Origin of the sequence: Anaerococcus urinomassiliensis (assembly GCF_900128425.1) — a bacterium.
GTDB classification, from domain to species: Bacteria; Bacillota; Clostridia; order Tissierellales; family Peptoniphilaceae; genus Anaerococcus; species Anaerococcus urinomassiliensis.
In genome coordinates, this window is sequence record NZ_LT635782.1 from 73652 (window position 1) to 96199 (window position 22548).

At 35.6% G+C, this 22548-nt stretch carries 20 protein-coding genes, 1 pseudogene and 1 riboswitch; of the genes and pseudogenes, 19 read left to right on the plus strand and 2 right to left on the minus strand.

From position 1 onward, the window contains the following. Nucleotides 1-2 precede the first annotated feature (2 nt). The 15 genes from BQ7474_RS01355 to BQ7474_RS01425 all read left to right on the plus strand — a co-directional run bounded on the left by BQ7474_RS01355 (nucleotide 3) and on the right by BQ7474_RS01425 (nucleotide 14652). A complete protein-coding gene (locus BQ7474_RS01355) occupies nucleotides 3-530 on the plus strand; it encodes a peptidylprolyl isomerase (RefSeq protein WP_073997276.1) in 528 nt (175 codons plus the stop codon). Between the two features lie 528 nt (nucleotides 531-1058). Next, nucleotides 1059-2339, plus strand: coding sequence for a group II intron reverse transcriptase/maturase (gene ltrA, locus BQ7474_RS01360; protein ID WP_073997277.1), 1281 nt, complete (start codon nucleotides 1059-1061; stop codon nucleotides 2337-2339). Nucleotides 2340-2474: 135 nt separating this feature from the next. Continuing rightward, nucleotides 2475-3599, plus strand: a complete 1125-nt coding sequence (locus tag BQ7474_RS01365; protein ID WP_073997278.1) for a THUMP domain-containing class I SAM-dependent RNA methyltransferase — start codon at nucleotides 2475-2477, stop codon at nucleotides 3597-3599. A gap of 15 nt (nucleotides 3600-3614) precedes the next feature. Next, nucleotides 3615-5030: a L,D-transpeptidase family protein gene (locus BQ7474_RS01370; protein WP_073997279.1), complete on the plus strand. Its 1416-nt coding sequence runs from the start codon at nucleotides 3615-3617 to the stop codon at nucleotides 5028-5030. 8 nt (nucleotides 5031-5038) lie between these two features. Then, entirely contained in the window at nucleotides 5039-5860 is an 822-nt protein-coding gene (locus BQ7474_RS01375) for an energy-coupling factor transporter ATPase (protein ID WP_073997280.1), read from the plus strand. Further along, entirely contained in the window at nucleotides 5857-6714 is an 858-nt protein-coding gene (locus BQ7474_RS01380; RefSeq protein WP_073997281.1) for an energy-coupling factor transporter ATPase, read from the plus strand. Before BQ7474_RS01375 ends, BQ7474_RS01380 begins: the two co-directional genes overlap by 4 nt. Further along, nucleotides 6707-7501, plus strand: a complete 795-nt coding sequence (locus BQ7474_RS01385; RefSeq protein ID WP_073997282.1) for an energy-coupling factor transporter transmembrane component T family protein — start codon at nucleotides 6707-6709, stop codon at nucleotides 7499-7501. Before BQ7474_RS01380 ends, BQ7474_RS01385 begins: the two co-directional genes overlap by 8 nt. Continuing rightward, nucleotides 7498-8235 (plus strand): tRNA pseudouridine(38-40) synthase TruA, encoded by a 738-nt coding sequence (gene truA, locus BQ7474_RS01390; RefSeq protein ID WP_073997283.1) that lies wholly within the window; start codon nucleotides 7498-7500, stop codon nucleotides 8233-8235. Before BQ7474_RS01385 ends, truA begins: the two co-directional genes overlap by 4 nt. Beyond that, nucleotides 8228-8644, plus strand: a complete 417-nt coding sequence (locus tag BQ7474_RS01395) for a hypothetical protein (RefSeq protein WP_073997284.1) — start codon at nucleotides 8228-8230, stop codon at nucleotides 8642-8644. The genes truA and BQ7474_RS01395 overlap by 8 nt, the downstream gene beginning before the upstream one ends. Further along, complete coding sequence (locus tag BQ7474_RS01400) at nucleotides 8634-9785, plus strand: DUF4097 family beta strand repeat-containing protein (RefSeq protein ID WP_073997285.1); 1152 nt, start codon at nucleotides 8634-8636, stop codon at nucleotides 9783-9785. Before BQ7474_RS01395 ends, BQ7474_RS01400 begins: the two co-directional genes overlap by 11 nt. 33 nt (nucleotides 9786-9818) lie before the next feature. Beyond that, complete coding sequence (gene recQ, locus BQ7474_RS01405; RefSeq protein ID WP_073997286.1) at nucleotides 9819-11609, plus strand: DNA helicase RecQ; 1791 nt, start codon at nucleotides 9819-9821, stop codon at nucleotides 11607-11609. Nucleotides 11610-11658: 49 nt separating this feature from the next. Beyond that, nucleotides 11659-11757: riboswitch (TPP riboswitch) on the plus strand. A 45-nt stretch (nucleotides 11758-11802) separates the two neighbouring features. Continuing rightward, nucleotides 11803-12096, plus strand: coding sequence for a thiamine-binding protein (locus BQ7474_RS01410; RefSeq protein WP_073997287.1), 294 nt, complete (start codon nucleotides 11803-11805; stop codon nucleotides 12094-12096). Beyond that, nucleotides 12065-12838 carry an ABC transporter permease gene (locus BQ7474_RS01415; RefSeq protein WP_235821454.1) on the plus strand — a complete coding sequence of 258 codons (774 nt, stop codon included), beginning with the start codon at nucleotides 12065-12067 and terminating at the stop codon, nucleotides 12836-12838. The genes BQ7474_RS01410 and BQ7474_RS01415 overlap by 32 nt, the downstream gene beginning before the upstream one ends. Before the next feature lie 3 nt (nucleotides 12839-12841). Next, the gene (locus BQ7474_RS01420) at nucleotides 12842-13918 is read left to right on the plus strand and encodes an ABC transporter substrate-binding protein (RefSeq protein WP_073997289.1); all 1077 of its coding nucleotides are present in this window, start codon (nucleotides 12842-12844) and stop codon (nucleotides 13916-13918) included. Further along, complete coding sequence (locus tag BQ7474_RS01425; protein WP_073997290.1) at nucleotides 13915-14652, plus strand: ABC transporter ATP-binding protein; 738 nt, start codon at nucleotides 13915-13917, stop codon at nucleotides 14650-14652. Before BQ7474_RS01420 ends, BQ7474_RS01425 begins: the two co-directional genes overlap by 4 nt. A gap of 72 nt (nucleotides 14653-14724) precedes the next feature. Here the strand turns inward: BQ7474_RS01425 and BQ7474_RS01430 are convergent, their stop codons facing one another. Next, a complete protein-coding gene (locus BQ7474_RS01430; protein WP_073997291.1) occupies nucleotides 14725-16233 on the minus strand; it encodes an NAD(P)/FAD-dependent oxidoreductase in 1509 nt (502 codons plus the stop codon). A 114-nt stretch (nucleotides 16234-16347) separates the two neighbouring features. Further along, the gene (locus BQ7474_RS01435) at nucleotides 16348-17067 is read right to left on the minus strand and encodes an MIP/aquaporin family protein (protein ID WP_073997292.1); all 720 of its coding nucleotides are present in this window, start codon (nucleotides 17065-17067) and stop codon (nucleotides 16348-16350) included. A 279-nt stretch (nucleotides 17068-17346) separates the two neighbouring features. On the opposite strand from BQ7474_RS01435, the gene BQ7474_RS01440 reads away from it, so the two are divergent. The 4 genes and pseudogenes from BQ7474_RS01440 (at nucleotide 17347) to BQ7474_RS01455 (ending at nucleotide 22471) form a co-directional block, all read left to right on the plus strand. After that, complete coding sequence (locus tag BQ7474_RS01440; protein WP_073997293.1) at nucleotides 17347-18531, plus strand: BMP family lipoprotein; 1185 nt, start codon at nucleotides 17347-17349, stop codon at nucleotides 18529-18531. Nucleotides 18532-18692: 161 nt separating this feature from the next. After that, nucleotides 18693-20216 (plus strand): ABC transporter ATP-binding protein, encoded by a 1524-nt coding sequence (locus BQ7474_RS01445; protein ID WP_073997294.1) that lies wholly within the window; start codon nucleotides 18693-18695, stop codon nucleotides 20214-20216. Next, nucleotides 20213-21322: pseudogene (locus BQ7474_RS01450) on the plus strand (ABC transporter permease); the annotation flags it as partial. The gene BQ7474_RS01445 and the pseudogene BQ7474_RS01450, both read left to right, overlap by 4 nt. A 213-nt stretch (nucleotides 21323-21535) precedes the next feature. Beyond that, the gene (locus tag BQ7474_RS01455; protein ID WP_073997295.1) at nucleotides 21536-22471 is read left to right on the plus strand and encodes an ABC transporter permease; all 936 of its coding nucleotides are present in this window, start codon (nucleotides 21536-21538) and stop codon (nucleotides 22469-22471) included. Nucleotides 22472-22548: the final 77 nt, after the last annotated feature.

The window sequence follows — 22548 nt, forward strand, 5'->3', positions numbered from 1 at the left end:
ATATGGAAAACAAAAATCCAATTGTAACATTTGAAATGGAAAATGGAGATACTTTCAAGGCCGAACTCTACCCAGAAGTTGCCCCGAACACAGTAAGAAACTTTATCTCACTTATAAGTCACAATTTCTACGACGGAGTAATCTTTCATAGGGTAATCAAAGGCTTTATGATCCAAGGAGGAGACCCAGAAGGAAGAGGAATTGGCGGTCCTGGCTATGCTATCAAGGGAGAATTTGTTGCAAATGGCTTTGAGAATAACCTAAAACACGACAGAGGAGTTCTCTCCATGGCAAGGTCTATGATGCCAGATAGTGCAGGCAGCCAATTTTTTGTAATGCACAAAGACAGCCCTCACCTAGATGGACAATACGCAGCCTTCGGCAGAGTAATCGAAGGAATGGATACAGTAGATAAGATAGCAGAAACAAAAACTGACTTCCAAGATAAACCAAAAGAAGATCAAGTGATGAAGACAGTAACAGTAGAAACTTTAGGCATAGACTATGATGAGCCTGAGATAATTGAATAATGTAAATAAGCATAGCTAAGTTAGATTGCGGCTATGCTTATTTTTTAAGTATGACGGGCATGTTCTAATGCTAGGGTGTAAATCCCAACGGAGCGTAGTTACCAACGAATCTAATAGCGACCCCGAAGTTTTAGATGGTGACATCTAGGAGAGAAGAACGGGTAGCGAAATCGTGGCTTGACGAACAGGAACAGAATACAAGGTGTAACAGGTGGGCAAGCTAGCCAAAGATAGTAAAGACCCAAAAGGTAACCGTAAACCCAAAGCGTAAATTCTGCAAGTAAACGATGAAAGTATTAGGACTTATCCCGTGAGGTCTCGCTAGCGAAGAAGTAGTAACAACGAATAGTGAGAAGTCAGCAGAAGTCATAGTAGGTGGAAACACTGAAGGACCGAACAATTTAATAGCACAAGCAAAATGTATGTTGCATAACAAATCTGACAGAGAAAGTAGAAGAAACGTAAATGAAATCAAAATCTCACACATAAGAAAAAGTTATGCAAGCAGAAAGGAGCAAGTGCACACACATGGAAGATAAAATAATAAATCAAATCCTAAACCCGAAAAACATGCACCAAGCCAAAGCAAAAGTCATATCCAACAAAGGAGCGGCTGGCATAGATGGCATAAGTGTAGAAGAAATAGATGAATACATCAAAGGTAACTGGGCAAGGATAAGACAAGAAATAATCGAAAGACGCTACAAACCACAACCAGTAGTCCGAGTAGAAATTCCAAAACCAAACGGAGGAAAAAGAAAACTCGGAATACCAACAGCAATGGACAGAATAATCCAACAAGCAATCGTACAAGTATTAACACCAATAATCGATGAAAAATTTTCTGAAACAAGCTATGGCTTTAGACCAAGAAGAAACTGTCAAATGGCAACAACAAAAAGCCTAGAATATTTAAATGATGGATTCGAATGGGTAGTAGACATAGACCTAGAAAAATTCTTCGACAAAGTGCCACAAGATAAACTAATGAGCATAGTCCATGAGCATATCAAAGCACCAGACACAGAATCACTAATCAGAAAATACCTAAAAGCGGGAATAATGAACAAAGGCGTATACGAAAAAAGTGAAATAGGAACACCCCAAGGCGGAAACCTATCACCACTCCTAAGCAACATCATGCTAGACAAACTAGACAAAGAGCTAGAAGCAAGAAAACTTAGATACACAAGATACGCAGATGATTGTCTAATATTTGTAAGAAGCAAAGCAGCAGCCACAAGAGTAATGTACTCCATAACAAGATTCATAGAAAAGAAACTTGAACTAAAAGTAAATGCAGAAAAAAGCAAAATAACAAGACCAAATAAAATAAAATATCTAGGATTCGGCTACTGGAAAGACAACAAAGCAAATAAATGGAAAGCACGAGTCCATGAAACATCATTTAAAAGATTCAAAAATAAAATAAAGAAACTAACCACAAGAAAATGGTCAGTATCCTTAGAATACAGAATCAAAAAGATAAATGAAGTAACAAGAGGCTGGATAAATTACTTTAGGATTGCAGATATGAAAAGCAAAATAAATAGATTTAGTAAGCAACTAAGAACCAGACTCAGGATAATCTGTTGGAAAACGTGGAAAGCACCAAAGAAAATACAATGGGCGTTAAGAAAAATGGGAATAGTAAAAGACCTAGCAAGATTAACATCCTATTGTGGAAATAGATACCACTTTGTAGCAACAAAAACCTGCTTATTAAGAGCAATCACAAAAGAAAGATTAAGCAAAACTGGCTTAATTGACCCTTATGATTACTACATAAGCAGGACATGTGTAAATTAAATTGAACCGCCGTATGCTGAACGGCACGTACGGTGGTGTGAAAGGGGCTAGATCTTAGCCCCTATTCGATTGAAATTAAATAAAAGAAGGCTCTATTTCGGGTGAAATATTTGAAATAGCTGTTATAATAATACTATGACTAAATTTATGATTACAACTAGCTTTGGCCTAGAATCTTTGGTTAAATGGCAACTGAAGGATATGGGCTATGAAAATTTCAAGCTTAGTGATGGACAAATCATCTTGGATACTAGACTAGATGATGTAGGAAAACTTAATATTAATCTTAGGGAGGCTGACAGGGTCTATCTTATTCTTAAGACATTTGAGGCAAAAGAGTTTGACCAGCTTTTTGAAGGTATAAAAGCCATCAATTGGCCAGATCTTCTAGACAAAGACTCCAATTTTATTGTGGGTGCTAGGACTTATAAATCAAAACTCTTTTCTGTAAGGACAATCCAATCTATAAGCGAGAAGGCTATAGTTGAATCAATGAAGACTAAGTATAAGATCAATCACTTTAGCAAGTCTTCTCATAGAGTTCAAATTGAAGTTTCTATAAATAAAAATGTGGCAAGTGTTTTAATAGATACATCCGGAGACGGTCTTCACAAACGTGGATATAGGGAAGATTCTGTAAAGGCCCCACTTAGGGAAAACCTGGCAGCAGGACTAGTAGACTTATCTTTCTACAATCCAGATAGATTTTTGTTTGATGGATTTTGTGGATCTGGAACAATACTAATCGAAGCTGCAAGAAGAGCTCGTAACATAGCGCCAGGCATTGATAGGTCCTTTGACTTTGAAAACTTTATTTTTATAGATAAGGATTGTTATAAGGAGGCCAAAAAAGAAGCCCTAGATGCTATTGATTACGATGTAAAACTAAATATCCTCGGTTCAGACATATCTGGCAGGGCAATAAGCCTTGCTAAAAATAATGCCATAAATGCTGGTGTGGGGGAGGATATTTCCTTTATTACAAGAGATATAAAATCTGTGGCTCTAAAGGATGACTATGGGATTTTGATATCAAACCCACCTTATGGTAAGAGACTTTCTGATTTTGACACAGATGATCTTTACAAGAAGATAAATGATAAGTTTAAAAGCTTAGATACTTGGTCCTTGTATTTTATAACAAGTGATGAAAACTTTGATAAGAGCTTTATGAGAAAACTCTCAAAGAAGAGAAAATTGTATAATGGTGGCCAAAAAGTTGATTTTTACCAATATTTTGGCAAGAAACCATCAAATTAATAATCGGAGGAAACCTTGACTGAAAAAAATAAAAATGATGGCAAAAAAATATGCCTATCAATACTTTTATTCATATTAGCTATATATTTAATTGTAACAGTAATATTTTCATTTATAGCTCTACCAGGGACATACTTAAACGGTAGGGATATTTCTTATGCATCAAAAAAAGAAGCTTTGGCTACTAGTCCCAAGAATTTTAACCTTGAAATCACAGGTAGAGACGATAGAAATCTTACTATCAAACCAGAAGATATAGACTATAAGGTAGAACTACCTAGCCAAGCAAAAATTGATCAAAATCCTTTTGTATGGCCAGTTTCATTTATTACAGGTAGGAAAGAATACTATGATTTTGAATATAGGGTATTTTACAATGAAGATAAACTTGATAAAATCATAGACGATTCAAAGCTAATGAATGGAATCACAGAACCAGAGGATGCAAAGATTGCCATAGAAAACAATGAATTTGTGGTTAAAAAAGAGATTGAAGGCAATAAAATTGATAAGGCTAAGCTAAAAAAAGAAATTATAGATAGTATAAATACCAAGAACGATCAGATAGCTTTGGACGATAGTTTTTATATAGGACCAAAAGTAAGGTCAGATTCAAAAGAATTGCAAGATATAGTTAGCGATTCAAAGAAAATAAATGATATGTCTATCAAATTTAATTTCAATGGTTTTGACTACAAGCTTGAAGGTTCTAGCCTTATAGATTTGATGGACTTCACAGATAAGGGTTATGAACTAAACTACGATAAGGTCTTAGCCTATGTAAGTGATATGGCAGAGGCTACTAATACCTATGGTAAAAGTCGTAATTTCAACGCCACAGGCATAGGACCAATAGTTGTAGGACCTGGGGTATATGGCTTTAAGTTAGATATAGATGCTACTATTGATAAAATATATGAACTTGTAAATCAAAGACAAAGTGGGGATATTGAGCCAGTATATAGCAACCAAGCCTACACTCGTACTGATACTGGAGAAGATATAGGCGATACCTATGTTGAACTTGACTTATCCCGCCAAAGAATGTGGTTTTACAAAAATGGTGAGCTTATCGTAGAATCTGATGTTGTTACAGGTATTCCTCATGATGGCTGGGCAAGCAATGTCGGTGTAGGAGCTATCCAATCAAAGGTGAGAGATACGAATCTTAAAGGGCAAAATTTTGATAGGGTAACTGAGTATGACACAAAAGTCAGCTATTGGATGCCAACTGGTTGGGATGGTGAAGGATTCCATGATGCACCTTGGAGAGGGGCTTTTGGCGGACAAATCTACCTATCAAATGGATCTCATGGTTGCTATAACCTACCACCATCGGTAGCCAAGATACTTTTTGACAATGTGGACCCACTAACACCAGTTGTAGTTTATGAATCAAGTACCAACTATTCACCAGCTATGACTTATTAGGAAATATAATGATAAAAATTGAAAATTTAACCTACATCTATCCATCAAATGATGAGACAGAAGGTCACAAGGCTATTGATGGACTAAATATTGACATCAACAAGGGAGATTTTGTTGCAATCCTAGGTCATAACGGTTCGGGCAAATCAACCCTTGGCAAACTAATAAATGCTCAGATACTTCCAAGTATTGGGGACATATGGATAGATGATCTAAATGCAAAAGATGAGAACAAAATATGGGATGTGAGAAAAAAATGTTCTATGGTTTTTCAAAATCCCGACAACCAAATGGTAGCTACAACTGTCGAAGAAGAAGTAGCCTTTGGTATAGAAAACTTGCAAATACCAAATCCAGAGCTTAGGGAAAGGGTAGATTCGGCTATATCTCTAGTAAGGATGGATGATTATAAGAAGAGAAATCCTTCAACCCTTTCTGGTGGGCAAAAGCAAAGAATTTCTATAGCTGGGGTTATAGCTATGATGAGCGACTATATAATCTTTGATGAACCAACAGCCATGCTAGATCCAAAGGGTAGGAAAGATGTTATAAACTTAGTTCTTGAGCTTAATAAGGACTATGGCAAAACAATCATATACATCACCCATTATATGGAAGAAGCTATCAAGGCAGACAAGATAATTGTCCTAGATAAGGGCAAGAAGGCCCTTGAGGGTTCGGCATTAGAAGTATTTTCCCAAGTTGAGAAAATGAAAAAACTAGGCCTAGCTGTTCCACAAGTTACAGAAGTTGCCTATAAACTACAGGAGAAAGGGGTGGATTTTGATAATCTACCTCTTAGTATTGAAGAATTTTTGGAGAGCATATGAATATTGAACTAAAAAATGTGGATTACATTTACAATGAGGGAGTAGTTGGAGAAGTATATGCTCTTAAAGATATCAATTTAAAGATTAAAAGCCACGAAATAATTGGCCTAATCGGACAAACTGGATCAGGGAAATCAACCTTGGTTCAGCTTTTAAATGGACTTTTATTACCTAGCCACGGTGATGTTATTGTAGATGGCATAAACACCAAGGATAAGGATAAGAGACGAGATGTACGTTTTAAGGTAGGTCTTGTTTTCCAATATCCAGAGCACCAACTATTTGAAGAATCAATAGCAAAGGATGTAGCTTTTGGCCCTAAAAATATGAAATTATCTGAAGATGAGATTGATAGGCGAGTGAAAGCTGCTATGGAAAAAGTAGGGCTTGACTATGAAACTTATAAGGATGTCTCACCTTTTGAAATATCAGGTGGCCAACAAAGAAGAGTTGCCGTTGCAGGAATCATCTCTATGAATCCAAAGGTTCTAGTCCTAGATGAGCTTACTGCTGGTCTTGATCCAAAGGGCCGCGAAGAAATTTTTAATGAAATAATAAATATTTACAATAACGATCCAGAACTTACCATTGTCTTGGTAAGCCATTCTATGGAAGATGTGGCAGAATATGTGGATAGGGTTGTCGTTTTAAATAAGGGGCAAATCTTTAGCGACGCTTCAACCTACGATACCTTTACCAAGGCTGACCTTGAGGGCATAGGCCTAGATATACCACAAATTGCAAAATTTATGAGAGCCTACAAGGCTAAAGGCGAAGACATCAGAGATGATATTTATACTATTGATGCAGCCGTTGAGGAACTTGCTAGACACTTAGGAGTAAGCCATGAATAAAATAAGTATAGGTCAATATTTGCCCTTTGATACCTTCATTCATAGGTTAGATCCAAGGGTGAAAATAATAGGAGTTTTTCTATTTATAATCACGATATTTTTTGTAGATGATTTTATAACTTTCATACCCTTTGTAGCCTTGCTAATTGCTATGCTAAAAGTTGCAAAAATTCCAATCAAAAGTGTAATTAGGTCTCTTAAACCATTATTATTTATAATGATTATTACTGGAATTATCAATTTATTTACAACACCAGGTAGGATTTTGGCCAATATTGGACCTTTAAATATCACTTACGAGGGTTTGTATAGAACTGCCTTTACTCTACTTAGACTAGTATTGATAATCTTATCAACATCGGTTTTAACATATACCACAAGCCCAATGGAATTAACTTATGGTCTGGAGAAACTATTCTCTCCATTAAAGCGCTTTGGTTTTCCTGCAGGAGAGCTTGCAATGATGATTAGTATTTCTCTAAGATTCATCCCGACTCTATTTGATGAGGCCCAAAAAATCCGCATGGCCCAGATGGCTAGGGGAGCAGATTTTGAATCTGGCAACATTGTCAACAGGGCTGTTGCCATGATTCCGCTACTTGTGCCACTATTTATCAACTCTTTTAAGAGGTCTGATGAACTTGCCACAGCTATGGAAGCTCGTATGTATAGGATTGGCGAAGAGCGTACAAAATTAAATGAAATATATATGGATAGGACTGACTATACGACACTTTTCCTATTTATAGGATTTTGTATCATAATAATAGTCAAACGCTTCATATGATAAAAAACATAAGATTAAAAATTGCCTATGATGGAAGTGATTTTCATGGATATCAGTCTCAAATTGACCATAGGAATGTAGAAGATGAAGTAAAGAAAGCCATCCATAAGGTCACTGGTGAAAATAATAGGATAATTGCTGCAGGAAGAACCGACGCAGGTGTCCACGCCAAAAGTCAATATATAAATTTTCTTACAGCAAGTTCTATCAATCCTAGGGCCTTCAACTTTCACCTTGACCCATATTTGCCAGATGATATTTTGGCTTTAGAAGCAAGGGAAGTTGATCTAGGTTTTCATGCCAGGTTTTCAGCTATAAATAAGACCTATAAATACGTGATCTATACAGGAAAGGTCATGCATCCTATCTATAGAAAATATATGGAGCATATTACCTATCCTCTTGATATATCAAAGATGGAAGAAGGGCTCGAAGCTCTCAAAGGAGAGCATGATTTTAAGGCCTTTATGAGGGCTGATAAAAACCTAGAGATTAATACTATTAGGACAATTGACGATTGTTATTTAAAGAGAAATGGACAAAGGCTTGAAATATATTTTACAGCCAATAGCTTTTTGCACAACCAAGTGAGAATTATGTGTGGAAGCCTTGTAGAGCTTGGTCGAAACAAGCTTTCCATTGACGATTTTAAAGCTTATTTTGAAAATGGAAAGAAGGCAAACCCAACATTAAATCCCCAGGGCTTATATTTATGGAGGATAAAGTATGACTGAAACAAATAAGGAAAATAAAAAAAGTGAGCTTAAGGCTATATCTTTGCTACTATTTGTTATAGTTGGATTTTCTTTCATTACTAAAGATAGGCTAATGATTTTTGCGGCTATTACAAGTCTTATTTTATTGATTATGGGGGCATATATAAGGGCGAATAATTTGAAAATATCAAAGGCTATTTACTACCTAGTCATTTCATTTTATAACATAGCCAGTATTTTTTCTCTTATCGAATATTTTAAGGGGCAAGAATCTATAACAAAGATTGAAAAATATATATTTAAGCCCTTTATAATAAATGATAAAATAGACATAAGATACATAGGTTGGATACTAGTTTTGACAACTTTCCTATTTATCCTTGAAAATATGAAAAAGAATCCTAACGAGGAAAACAATGACAGATAATATAAACGAAGAAAATAAATATCAAGAAGACGAACTTGACGAAGAAGTTGAAGTTAAGAATAAAAAACCAAGGAAGGCACGAAAAAAACATATATCTAGGAAGACAAAAAGAAATATTTTAATTGTTGGCCTAGTAGTTATAGTAGCCTTACTAGCTCTCTACTTTTTCAACAATCACCAAGCAGCCAAAAATAAAGAACTTCAAACAAGTGAAGCTATTGACGAGAATTCTTACACTGGGTCAAACATCATGAGAGTTGACCTAAATCAAGTCAATAAGATTAACATTGACCTTAAGACAGCTGATGTTAGAATTCAAAAGTCCACCACAAATCCATACATAGAATACACCCACCTTTATAAGGGCGAAGAAGACATATATACTGTCGATGTATCCTATGAGAATGGCGTCTTAAATCTTAAAAGCAATATCCAAGGCAAGGAATTGAATATGAAAAACAAGATCCAAATTGTTAGGGTTTTCTTGCCAAATGATAAGCCGATAGAAGAAATTAAGGCTAAAATTGGAGCTGGTGATGTGAAAATTACTGACCTAGAAGTTAAAGATTTGGATTTAAATGTAAAAAGTGGTCATATAACATTTGATAATTCTTTCTTTGGGGGATTTGTAACAAATGAAGCTGGTGATATCATTCTAAATAATACTGAGCTTATGAATACCAAGCTTTCCACAAATGCTGGAGATATAAGCATAGAAGAGGGCAAGATAGGTGCTAGATCTGATTTCTCAACCCAAAGCGGTAATATTATAATCAAATCAACCGATACCATTGATAATTACAATATCAAGGCAAGTCTTGAAGTAGGAAACTTTATCCTAGGCAATGTTTCTTATAGAAATATCAAAAATGGTTTTGCAAAAGATAATAAGGCCAAAAAAGAAATTATCCTAAAGACGAGAGTAGGGGATATAATCTTTAACAAGGGCGAGGGCGCTATACTTGATGAAGAAGAATATATAACCAACAAGTCAAATAAAGAAGAAAAAGAAGAATCAAAGTACGATTATATAAATGTCCAAGATGATGAAGAAGCCACAGACGAAGAAAATTTGGATAATAATACGACAGATGAAAATATAGATGAAGATCAAAGTGAAGGTGAAGAAAATAATAATTAGGTTCCTAGGAACTTAATTATTTTTTTTAGCATTATGGAAAATATATACCAAACATTAAAAAAATATTTTGGATACGAATCTTTCAGAGATGGGCAAGAAGAAATTATTACAAATATCTTGAAAAAGAAAGATGTTCTTGGAGTCTTGCCAACTGGAGGTGGCAAGTCTATTTGCTACCAATTGCCAGCCCTGCTTATGGATGGCTTAACATTGGTTATATCTCCCTTGATATCTCTTATGAAAGATCAGGTAGATTCTCTAGTTGAGGATGGAATAAGTGCCAAGTTTATCAATTCAAGTCAAACTTTTGAAGAATACAAAGATACCTTGGCCCTTGTGAAAGCTCGTAAGGTCAAAATCTTATACATTTCTCCAGAAAGGCTTGAAAATGAATACTTTATAGAATTTTTAAAAGACATAGATGTATCACTAATAGCTGTTGATGAAGCTCATTGCATAAGTCAATGGGGACACGATTTTAGGCCATCCTATAAGCTAATACCAATGATATACCAGTATTTGCCAGACATACCAAAGGCTGCCTTTACAGCAACTGCTACTAAGGAAGTAAGGGAAGATATAATTGAAAATCTAAGGCTTGATGATCCATATGTCAAAGTTACAGGCTTTGACAGGGAAAATCTTACATTTTTGGTAGAAAAACCAAAAGATAAGCTTAGATTTCTCAAAGATTATCTACTAAACCACAAGGAAGATTCTGGAATAATTTACGCAGGTACTCGCAAAAAAGTAGATGAAGTATACAAGTTTATTAATAAGCTTGGTCTTGATGTGTGCAAGTACCACGCAGGTCTTGCGGAAAAGACCAGGATAAAAAGTCAGGATGATTTTATCTATGAGAGAAAAAAGATAATAGTAGCTACAAATGCCTTTGGTATGGGCATTGATAAGAGCAATGTCAGATATGTTATCCACTACAATATGCCCAAAGATATGGAATCCTACTACCAAGAGGCAGGTCGTGCCGGCCGAGATGGGGAAGATAGCGATTGTATACTTTTGTACAATTCCCAAGATATAATCCTAAACAAATTTTTGATTAACCAAAGTTACAATCCACGCTTTAAGGCTTACCAATTAGAAAAACTTCAAGTTATCATAAATTATGTAAATACTACCAACTGTCTTAGAGCTTTCATATTAAATTACTTTGGCCAAGAAGCCGAAGAAACTTGCGATAATTGCTCTAATTGTCTTGGAGAAATCAAAAAAGAAGATGCAACTATCGATAGTCAGAAAGTTTTATCTTGTATATACAGGCTTGACCAAAGATATGGGCAAAAAACTGTAATTGATTGTCTAAAGGGATCAAAAAATAAAAATGCTAGGGATAAAAATCTAAAGCAAGTGTCAACCTATGGTTTGATGAAAGAAGAGGACGAGAAGTACATCAGAGACCTCATAGGAACCCTAGTAGCAGATGGCTATATTAGGGTAAGTGGTAGTAGCTATCCCATACTAAAGCTTACCGAAAAATCGAAAGATGTACTCTTTGATCAGAAAAAAGTCTTTGTAAATCAAAGCAAGAAAGAACCTATCAAAGAAAAAGTAACTAGCGGCCTAGGGTCATATGATGATAAATTATTTAACCATCTCAAGAAAGTAAGGCTAGATCTATCAAAACAAAGAAATGTTCCGCCATTTATCATTTTTTCAGATGCTTCCTTAAAAGATATGGCAACCTACAAGCCAACAAGCGAAGAAAAGTTTTTGCAAATCAAAGGAGTAGGAGATAAGAAGCTCATTCAGTATGGAGATATTTTTATAGCAGAAATCAATGAATTTATGGTGAGAAATAGGTGAATTTGACTTCATAAAAATTGAAAATATTATAAAAAGATTTATAATATATTTATAAGGCTAGGGGTGCAAATTGCTGAGATGTCTTTAAGGCAAACCCTTTAAACTTGATGCGGATAAAACCGACGTAAGGAAGCAAGAATGATTCTTAAACCTAGGCTTAGTTGCCTAGGATTTTTTATTTTAGGGAGGAAATATGAGAGGTTCTATAGCTATTCAAGTATTACCTGATACAAATCGAGATGATGTTTTTAACAAGGTAGACAAGGTGATTGAATATATAGCTAGTACTGGTCTAGATTATGAAGTTTCAGCCTTTGAAACTACTGTTGATGGTGAATTTGATGAGCTTATGGATATTATAAGAAAAGCCCATGAGCTTATGCTAGAAGAAGACATGGAAGGTGTAAATTGTTACATCAAAACAAGTTTTAGAAAAGATGGAGATGGTTGGTCTATTGAAGACAAAACAAAAAAATATAGGAAATAAGCTAATTCCCATATCCTTATTTATTATCCTAGTTATTATATGGGAATATATTGTAGCAACTGGCAGGGTGGAAAGATATATCTTACCAGCTCCAAGCGATATTGTGGAGGTTTTGGCCAAAGAGAGTCAGGTTTTATTTGACCATAGCCTTGTCACTATAAAAGAAACCTTGCTAGGTCTTATGATAGGGGTAGGTATTGGCTTTATTCTTGCCATACTTATGGATAGGTTCAAATTTGTAAGAGCTGCCTTTTATCCATTTATAGTTTTATCTCAAACTATACCAACAGTTGCTATAGCACCAATTCTAGTCATCTGGTTTGGTTATGAGATGCTGCCAAAGGTTATTTTGATAGTGCTTACAACTTTCTATCCTATAGCTATGGGAGTCTATGATGCCCTCCAGCAAATTGACAAAGATTACTTGGTATTGCTCGATAGTATGAAGGCTAGTAGTTTGGATAAATATAAGTATGCAAAGATACCAATGATTGGGCCAAACTTTTTCTCAGCTCTAAAGATTTCTAGCTCCTATGCAGTGATAGCTGCTGTTGTTTCAGAATGGCTTGGAGGCTTTATGGGACTTGGAGTTTATATGACCAGGGTAAGAAAGGCCTATGCTCTAGATAAGATGTTTGCAGTGATAATAATCACATCACTTTTGAGCATGGTTTTAGTTGGAATTGTCACAATAATTGAAAGATCCATTTTGAAATGGAATTATGTAAATGAAAAGGAATAAAATATGCAAAAAAAGATTATATCAGGGGTACTTGCTCTACTAATGACCCTTACTGCTTGTGGAAACAACCAAGAAGTAGCAAAAAACACAGAAAAGGAAGAAAATAAAGAAGCAGTTAGCACAGAAGATAATACCAAAGAAGTTGTTGAAGAAGAAAAAGATCCACAAACAAAGGAACTCAAAAAAGTTACAGTAGTCCTAGACTACACACCAAATACCAACCATACAGGTCTTTATGTCGCAAAAGACAAAGGATTTTATGAAGAAAAAGGCTTTGATGTAGAAATCGTTCAACCACCAGAAGATGGTGCTGAAGCCCTTGTAGCATCTGGCAAGGCTGATTTTGGTGTATCCTACCAAGACTCTATGGCAAATGTCCTAGGTGGAGATGCTAAAATGCCAATTACAGCAATTGCAGCAATCATCCAACACAATACATCAGGTATTATGTCAAGAAAGGGTGAGGGAATAGATCGACCAAAAGGACTTGAGGGCAAGAGATACTCAACATGGAACTCACCTGTAGAACAAAATACTATCAAAAAAGTAATGGAAGTAGACGGCGGAGATTTTGACAAATTACAAATGATTCCAGCAAGCCAACTTGATGAAGTTGCAGCTCTTCGCGAAGATCAAACAGATGCTATTTGGATTTTTGAAGGATGGGGCAAGGTAAATGCTGACGTTCAAGATTATCCAGTAGATTATTGGAACTTCAAAGACATTGATGATACCTTTGACTTCTATACACCAGTTTTGATTGCTAACAATGACTTAATAGCAAATGAAAAAGACTATGTAAAAGACTTTGTTGAAGCGACTAAAAAAGGCTATGAATTTGCCATCGACAATCCACAAGAAGCAGCAGATATCTTGCTTAACAATGATGATTCTCTAGGAAAAGACATAATTTACGCTTCCCAAGAATTTTTGAGCAAGGAATACAAAAAAGATACTGACAAATGGGGCATCTTTGATAAAGATAGATGGGCAAAATACTACACATGGTTAAATGATAACGACCTTGTAGAAGAAAAACTTGATGTAAATTCAGGATTTACAAACGAATTTGTAGAATGAATGTACTAAGATTAGAAGATATTTATAAAAGTTTTGGCGAAAAAGATGTGCTAAATGGCATATCTTTTTCTGTCGAAAAGGGAGAAATAGTTGGCCTACTTGGAGTAAGTGGCAGTGGCAAATCTACAGTTTTCAATATAATATCTGGAAATATTAAGCCAAATAATGGCAAGGTTTTTATAGATGGCAAGGAAACAACAGGAGAAACAGGCCATGTTTCCTATATGCTCCAAAAAGATTTGCTCTTTGATCATATGAAGGTAGTAGATAATGCGGCACTTGCCCTAAGGATTAAGGGTATGGACAAAAAGAAAGCAAGAGAGACAGCGAGTTCCTACTTTAAAGAATTTGGCTTAGAAAATCAAGAAGATAAATATCCTAGAGAGCTTTCTGGTGGGATGAGGCAAAGAGTGGCTTTGCTTAGGACTTACCTTAACAAAGAACCTATCATCTTGCTAGATGAACCTTTCTCAGCCCTTGATAAACTCACCAAAGATAAGCTTCACAATTGGTTTTTAGATATAATAAAAAAATACCAAATGACTGGCATATTCATAAGCCACGACATAGACGAAGCAATTTACTTATCAGATAGGATATTGATATTAAAAACAGATGGTAAACTTCACGACCAAGTAGTAATCAAAGAAAAAAACAGAGACGAGAGTTTCAAGCTCTCAGATGAGTTTTTAAACTACAAAAGAGAAATAGCAAAGAAATTAGAAAATTCATAAACAAAAACCAGGGCAAATATCAAGAAACCCCAAAGTCCATATTTTGGATTTTGGGGTCAATAGCTCTGGTTTTTATTTCTCTTCCTTTTCTTCGATTTCTTTCTTGGAAGTTTCTTGCATTTCTTTTATTAATTCATTTACTCTTTTCTTATTTAATCTTGAAAGGCCACTTCTTTCGCTATCGAATAGATCATCAATAGCTTTCTTACCTGCTTCATCTTCCATTACTTCTAGTACTCTTGGCTTGCAGAATTGTCCTTGGCAAAAGCCCATACCTGCACGAGTCCTACGTTTAACTGCATCGAGAGTTTCAACAGGAATGCCACGATTCATAGCATCACGAATAGTAGCTTCACTAACCTGCTCACAACGACAGACAATCCTATCTGGATTACCTAGTGGTAAGTCAATCCTATCTTTGATCTTGTTCATATCTTCAAGTTCTTTGTATTCGATGATTGGTTCTCTGTGTGGATTGTAGTTTGGATCATCTTCTAGCTTAAGGCCAGCATCTTTTAAGATACCCTCAACTATTTTAGCAATTTCTGGTGATGAGGTTATGCCTGGAGATTGGATACCTACTACATTTACAAAGCCAGGGACATTGCTTTCTTCAATGATAAAGTCGTGTGTTGAGCTTGCTGGGCGAAGTCCTGTGAAAGACCTGATAAATTCACGCAAGTTTATTACATCATCTTGGACAGATTTTTGGGCTTCTTTGTAGATATACATTAGTCTATCTTCGTGGGTTGATAGGTCAATTTCTTCTTCGTCTATGGCATCTGGGCCCAAGAGAAGGTTGTTGTGGAACGTTCTTGTTGCTAGTATTCCCTTGGATTTTTCTGTAGGAACTTGAAATAAGACATTATTGATTTTCTTGCCTGTTCCCTTTTGGAATATTAGATATTCTCCACTTCTTGGGTGGATATCAAAATCTGTTTTAGCAATCATTTTTGAAACTATAGCACCCTCAAGGCCTGATGCATTTATAACATATTTTGCTTCTAATTTTTTGCCGTCTTCAGTTTTTACTAGGAAATGGTCATCTGTTTTTTCGATGCCTAAAACTCGTGAGTTTAGGAAAAGCTCTGTTCCATTTGCTATAGCATTTTCTACTAGAGCTATGACATATTCATAAGGTGAGCATACGCCAGCTCCCTTGCACCAAAGGGCTGCAATTGCATTATCAGATACATTTGGCTCGATTTGACGGAGTTTTTCTTGATCTATTATCTCCATATCATCTAGACCATTTTCTATGCCCATATCATAAAGTTTTTGTAAAGTTTCCTTTTCCTCTTCTTCAAAGGCTAGGACTAAAGATCCATTTGCAAGAAAACCAAAGTTTAATTCTTTGTTTAATTCTTCAAATTGTTTACGTCCTGGATAGCAAATCCTACCACGTAGCTCATCGTGGCCTTCTGCATAGCCACCATGGACTATGGCGGAATTGGCCTTAGATGCGCCCATGCTTACGTCGTTTGCCTTTTCTACTATGGCTATATCAAGTTTATATCTTGATAAACGGCGTGCTATAGAGGCTCCGGAAACGCCAGCGCCTATTATTAAAACATCATACATATATAATCCTTCTTTCTACAATAAAGCTTTAAATAAATACTGGGTAAGTACTATCTTATTAGGATACTTACCCAGTTTCTGATTGCTGCTATAATCTAAACTATATCAAATTAATTAGAATATCCAATTGAAGCAAAGTACAGCTATGATACCACCAACTATTGGAGCAAGTACTGGAATCCATGAGTAATCCCACATAGCGTCAACTTTCTTATTAAAAGGAAGTATTTGGTACATAATTCTTGGACCAAGGTCACGAGCAGGGTTAATTGCATAACCAGTTAGTCCACCTAAAGACATACCAACAGATACTATAAGACCGTTTACATAGATGTAGTTCATTCCAACATCGCCAGCGCCTGCTACATTACCAAAACCAAGGATAGCAAAAACTAATACAAATGTTCCAACCATTTCAGCTAGGAAATTTCTACCTGTGTTTTTGATTGAAGGAGCTGTACAGAAGCATCCACGTACTATAGCTGGGTCAACTTCACAAGTATCATCAAAATGATCTTTAAATAGTAGGTAAACTAACAAAGCACCTAGCATAGCACCTAGCATTTGGCCAAGTATGTAAGTTAGTACTGTATTCCAAGCTATATCGCCTTTAAAAGCAAGGGCAATAGTCAAAGCTGGGTTAAAATGTGCACCACTCATTGCGCCAAATATGGTAGCTGGAATCATTACTGCAAGACCCCATGCCAAAGTGATTTGAACTGGACCTGCACCAGCCATTCCTGACTTACGTGTTAGTACGTTTGCAACAACTCCATCACCTAATAAAATAAGTAAAAAAGTGCCTACAAATTCTGCCACAAAAATATCTCTCATAATAACCTCCTTAGTTAAAGACAAAGAGCGGTTGTAGTAAAAATACATCCCGCTCTCGTTCTTACAAATATTTTGTTGTGGAAACCTTTTCTAAGTTAATTATAACACCTTTAAAAAAATAATACAATAGCCAAGAACATATATTTGCATTCTAATGGCTCGCTTAATTACAAGTTAGAAATATTTGTTAAATATTTGTTATTTATGGACAAATGATCGCATATAAGATAAAATAAGTCTTGTAAATATGAATACAATTACTATTTTTTGGAGGAAGTAATGAAAATTAAGAAATTCATGACAGGTGTTCTAGCACTATCTCTTACAGCTGTACTAGCATCTTGTGGGGGAGATACTAACAAGGCTGAAGAAAAACCAGAACAAACAACAGAAGAAGCTACAACAGAGGAAACTGCAGCTGAAGAGACTGAAGAAACAACAGAAACTGAAGATGCAGATACCAAAGAAAAAGAGGACGACAAAGGCGAAGCTAGTGAAACTCCAACAGGTGAAACTGTTTCTGTAACAATGGTAACAGACTTTGGTGGCATCAATGATAAATCATTTAACCAATCTGCTTACGAAGGATTACAAGGGGCTGAATCTGATGGAACAGCTACATTTGACTATATCGAAAGCCACAAGGACTCTGACTATAAACCAAACCTTGAATCAGCTCTAGATTCTGAATCAGACATAATCCTAACAGTAGGATATGCTCTATATGAACCAACAGTTGAAGCAGCTAAAAATAATGAAGATCAAAACTATGTAATTATCGATAGTGATAACGAAGAAAAACTACCAAACCTTGTAGGTGTTGGTTTTGCTGACCACCAAAATTCATTCTTAGTAGGATATATCGCTGGTATGATGAGTGAAACAAACAACGTTGGATTCATCGGTGGTATGGAAGGCGTTGTAATCAGTAGATTTGACTATGGTTTCAGAGCTGGTGTAGAACATGCTGCTCGTGAAAAAGGTGAAGATATTGAAGTACAAGTTCAATATGCAAACAGCTACAATGACCAAGCTGCAGGTAAAAATATTGCTGACAGAATGTATCAAAACGGAGCTGACGTAGTTTTCCACGCTGCAGGGGGTGTAGGAGTTGGCGTTATTGAAGCTGCAAAAGAAAATGATAAATGGGTAATCGGTGTTGACCGTGATCAACAAGAAGAAGCACCAGATAATATGTTAGTATCAACAATCAAAGGTGTAGGCGATGCAGTTAAACTTATTATTGATGACTACCAAAAAGGTGAATTCAAGGGTGGAGAAACTGTAAGATTTACCCTTGCAGATGGAGATGCTGTAAGCATCAAATATGCTGACAATGGCCTAGTAACAGATGAAATCAAAGAAAAAGTTGAACAAATCAAACAAGATATCATTGATGGCAAAATCGAAGTTCCACAAAACGAAGAAGAAGCTATCGAAATGGGATACATTGAAGCAGAATAATTAAGTAAAGATTTAAAAGGCCTCTTTTGAGGTCTTTTTTTCACATTAAATATTAATTTGCAAAAAAGTTATGCATAATATAGTATTTTATTAGTTTTTGTCTACAATAATTATCGATAATGTGTTAAAATAAATAAGAGTATAAATTTAGCGAGGATATTATGGATAAACAATACAAGGATAATCCTGTAGTATCTATGAGAAATATTACCAAACGTTTTGGAGACAATGAAGTTTTAACTGATATTAACTTTGATCTTCACAAATCTGAGGTTCATGCTCTTTTGGGAGAAAATGGGGCTGGAAAGACAACCCTGATGAATATTTTGTATGGAATGTTCCCACCAACTAGTGGGACAATCTCTATAAATGGAGTAAGTATTCCAAACATGACTCCTAAAAAAGCCATAGATGCAGGAATTGGTATGGTTCACCAGCACTTTATGCTAATAGAACCCCTAAGTGTTACAGAAAACATTATCTTAGGTCATGAAGACGACGATGGACTATTTCTGGATAGAAAAAAAGCCAAGGAGAGAATCCAAAAACTTTCTGATGATTATGGTCTAAAAATAAATCCAGATGCCAAAATTGAAGACATATCTGTGGGCCAACAACAAAGAGTAGAAATATTGAAGGCCCTATATAGGGGAGCTGATATACTAATATTTGATGAGCCTACAGCTGTATTAACTCCACAGGAAATTAACGAATTTATAGAAATTATTAATAAATTAACTGAGCTTGGAAAATCTATTATTATCATAACTCATAAACTAGCTGAGATAAAGGCTATGGCTGATTATTGTACAATAATAAGACGTGGTAAATATATAGACAAGCTAAAGGTTGCCGATATTGATGAAAATATTTTGGCTGAAAAGATGGTAGGCAGAAATGTAAGCTTCAAAGTAGACAAGGCAATTCAAGAGCCAGGTGGAGTTGTTCTTAAGGTTGAAGACTTATGGGCCAAGGATAAGAGAGGCATAGATATACTTAAGGGTCTTGATCTAGAGATTAGAGCAGGAGAAATCCTAGGTATAGCTGGCGTTGACGGTAACGGACAAAGTGAGCTTATTGACTGTTTGACTGGAATGGCAAAATCAAACCGTGGAAGCATAACTTTAAATGGAGTTGATGTTACAAACAAAGATCCTAGGACTATTATAGATTCTGGCATGAACTCAATCCCAGAAGATAGACAAAAAAGAGGCCTTATTTTGGAATATCCTATAAAGGATAATATGATTTTGGAAAATGTTAGAAAGGAACCGTTCTCAACAAAGGGCAAGCTTAATTTCAAAAATATAGACAATAATGCCAAAGACTTGGTAGAGAAATTTGATGTTAGACCGAATAACATCAATGAAAAAGTTATGAGTTTATCTGGTGGTAACCAACAAAAGGTAATAATAGCAAGAGAGATTGCAAACAACCCAGATGTACTAATAGCATCTCAACCAACACGTGGACTTGACGTTGGAGCAATAGAATTTATTCACAAATATCTTGTGGATTTGAGAAATAATAACAAGGCAGTATTGCTCATTAGTTTTGAGCTAGACGAAGTAATGGACTTATCAGATAGGATTTTGGTAATTTATGATGGTAAAATCGTCGGAGAAAAAATCCCTAGTGAGACTGATGAGTTTGAAATAGGAAGATTAATGGCAGGTGGACAATGACAGATACACAAATAAAATCAAATAGAAAACTTGCCTTAAGCAATTCGAAATTTCTATTTACACTAGTTTCCATATTTATGGGACTTTTGCTAGGGGCAATAGTAATAGGCATATCCGGTTATAACCCACTTGAGGCCTATGGCGCTCTTGTTTCTGGTGTTATAAAGACACCTAGAAATATAGGCTGGGCGGTAGTATATTCTACTCCAATTATCCTAACAGGTCTTGGTGTAAGCTTTGCCTTTAAGACAGGTCTTTTCAATATGGGGGCTGAAGGTCAATATATTGTAGGAACAATTGTAGGATTTATGGTTGCTTACGCTTTGCCACTTCCTCCAATCATCCACCCAATAGTAGCTATTATTTTAGCAATGGCTGCAGGTGCCTTATATGGGGCTATAGCTGGCTTTATAAAGGCGAAATTTGGCATCCATGAAGTAATTTCGACAATAATGTTAAACTGGATAGCATTTTATTTCCAAAACTTTATAGCCTACAAATACCAAAAACCAAATGCCTTTTCTACATTTGATATCTTAGATAGTGCAAAGGTTACATTGTTTAAGGATTCATACAAAAACTTTGGACCATTTTTCAGCAAATTTTTCAAGGCACCAGTGCATCTTGGGATAATACTTGGTATCCTTGCAGTAATTGCTGTGTGGTATATATTAAACAAGACTGTATTAGGTTATGAACTTAAAGCTGTTGGTCTAAATAGGGAAGCAAGTGAATATGGTGGAATAAACTCAGGTAATAAAATTATCCAATCTATGGCTATATCTGGAGCAATATGTGCTCTTGCTGGTGTCTGCCAAGTAATAGGATACACATACTGCCTATCAGTTTTATCTGCTATGGATAACTACGGTTTTGATGGGCTTGCTGTAGCGCTTCTAGCAAGCAACAATCCAATTGCTGTAATATTCTCAGGCCTATTTTTTGGATCTTTGAAATATGCAGGTAGCAACTTGCAAAGGGTTCTTGGAGTTCCAACAGAATTAATCAATATTATCATAGGTACTATTATCCTATTTACAGCTGTTCCACTTATCTTTAGAATTATAAAAGCTAGAAGAAAAATGAAAAAAGCAGAAAAAAATGCTAAGCGTGAAAGTGACAAATTTGTTTATGAAAAAACAAATAAAGAGAGTCAAATAGAAGAAAAAATTCTAGTTAAAGAAGATGAGACAGATAAAATTGATATAAAAGATCCTAATGAGGATTTTGATAACAAGGAAAGTAATAATAATCCAAATATTATAAATGAAACTGGCGAAGAGATTAAGGTCAGAAAAGTAGAAAGTAAGGAGGAGTAGATGAATTTAGTAATGTTAGCACTCATATTGGGAAATACATTTTCAAACGCTGCTCCTGTGCTTTTGACAGGCCTTGGTGGCATGATGAGTGAAAAATCTGGTGTTGTAAACATCGGTCTTGAAGGAATGATGACAATAGGAGCCCTTGTCGGGGCAACTGTCGGCTATAACGTGGGTAATCCATGGATTGCCTTTATAGCAGGTGGCCTTGCTGGAGCTTTGTTTGGTCTAATTCATGCTATTATTTCAGTTAGTTTTGCAGGAGACCAAACTATATCAGGTATAGCTATCAATACCCTAGGACCTGGTTTGGCCCTATTTTTGGCAAGGTTATTTTTTGATGGTGCTACACAAACACCTTCAATCCCACTAGAAAATAAGATTCCTAGATTGTTTAGATCTGTAAGTAGCAATCAAATTTTCTTAAATATTTTCGGACAATATGCAACTGTTTATATAGCTATCATCATGGTTGTGGTTCTATACCTATTTTTGTACAAAACAAAATGGGGGATTAGACTAATAGCTGTTGGTGAACACCCAAAGGCAGCAGAAACTTTAAATATTCCTGTAAAGAAAACTAGATATTTAGCAGTAATATTTTCTGGATTTATGGCAGGCTTGGGTGGTGCAAGTATGTCACTTGCAGTAGTAAGTTCTTTCTCACCAACTCTAATCGCAGGTCAAGGTTATATTGCCCTTGTAACAGTTATATTTGGTAACTGGAAGCCACAAGGTGTCCTAGTTGGTTCACTATTTTTTGGTCTAGCAGAATCAATAGCAACATATCTTGGTGGATCAAACCTAAGCGTTCCAATAGAATTTATTTCTATGATTCCATATATTGCAACATTATTGATACTAATTATCTTCCAAAGGAAGTCAAAAGCTCCAAAAGCTTCTGGTAAACCATATCTAAATCTTGATAATATTTAGAATTTAAAAATATAAACTCTGCAAAGGGTTTATATTTTTTTATTAATGATGTATATTATAATATATATACCTTTATT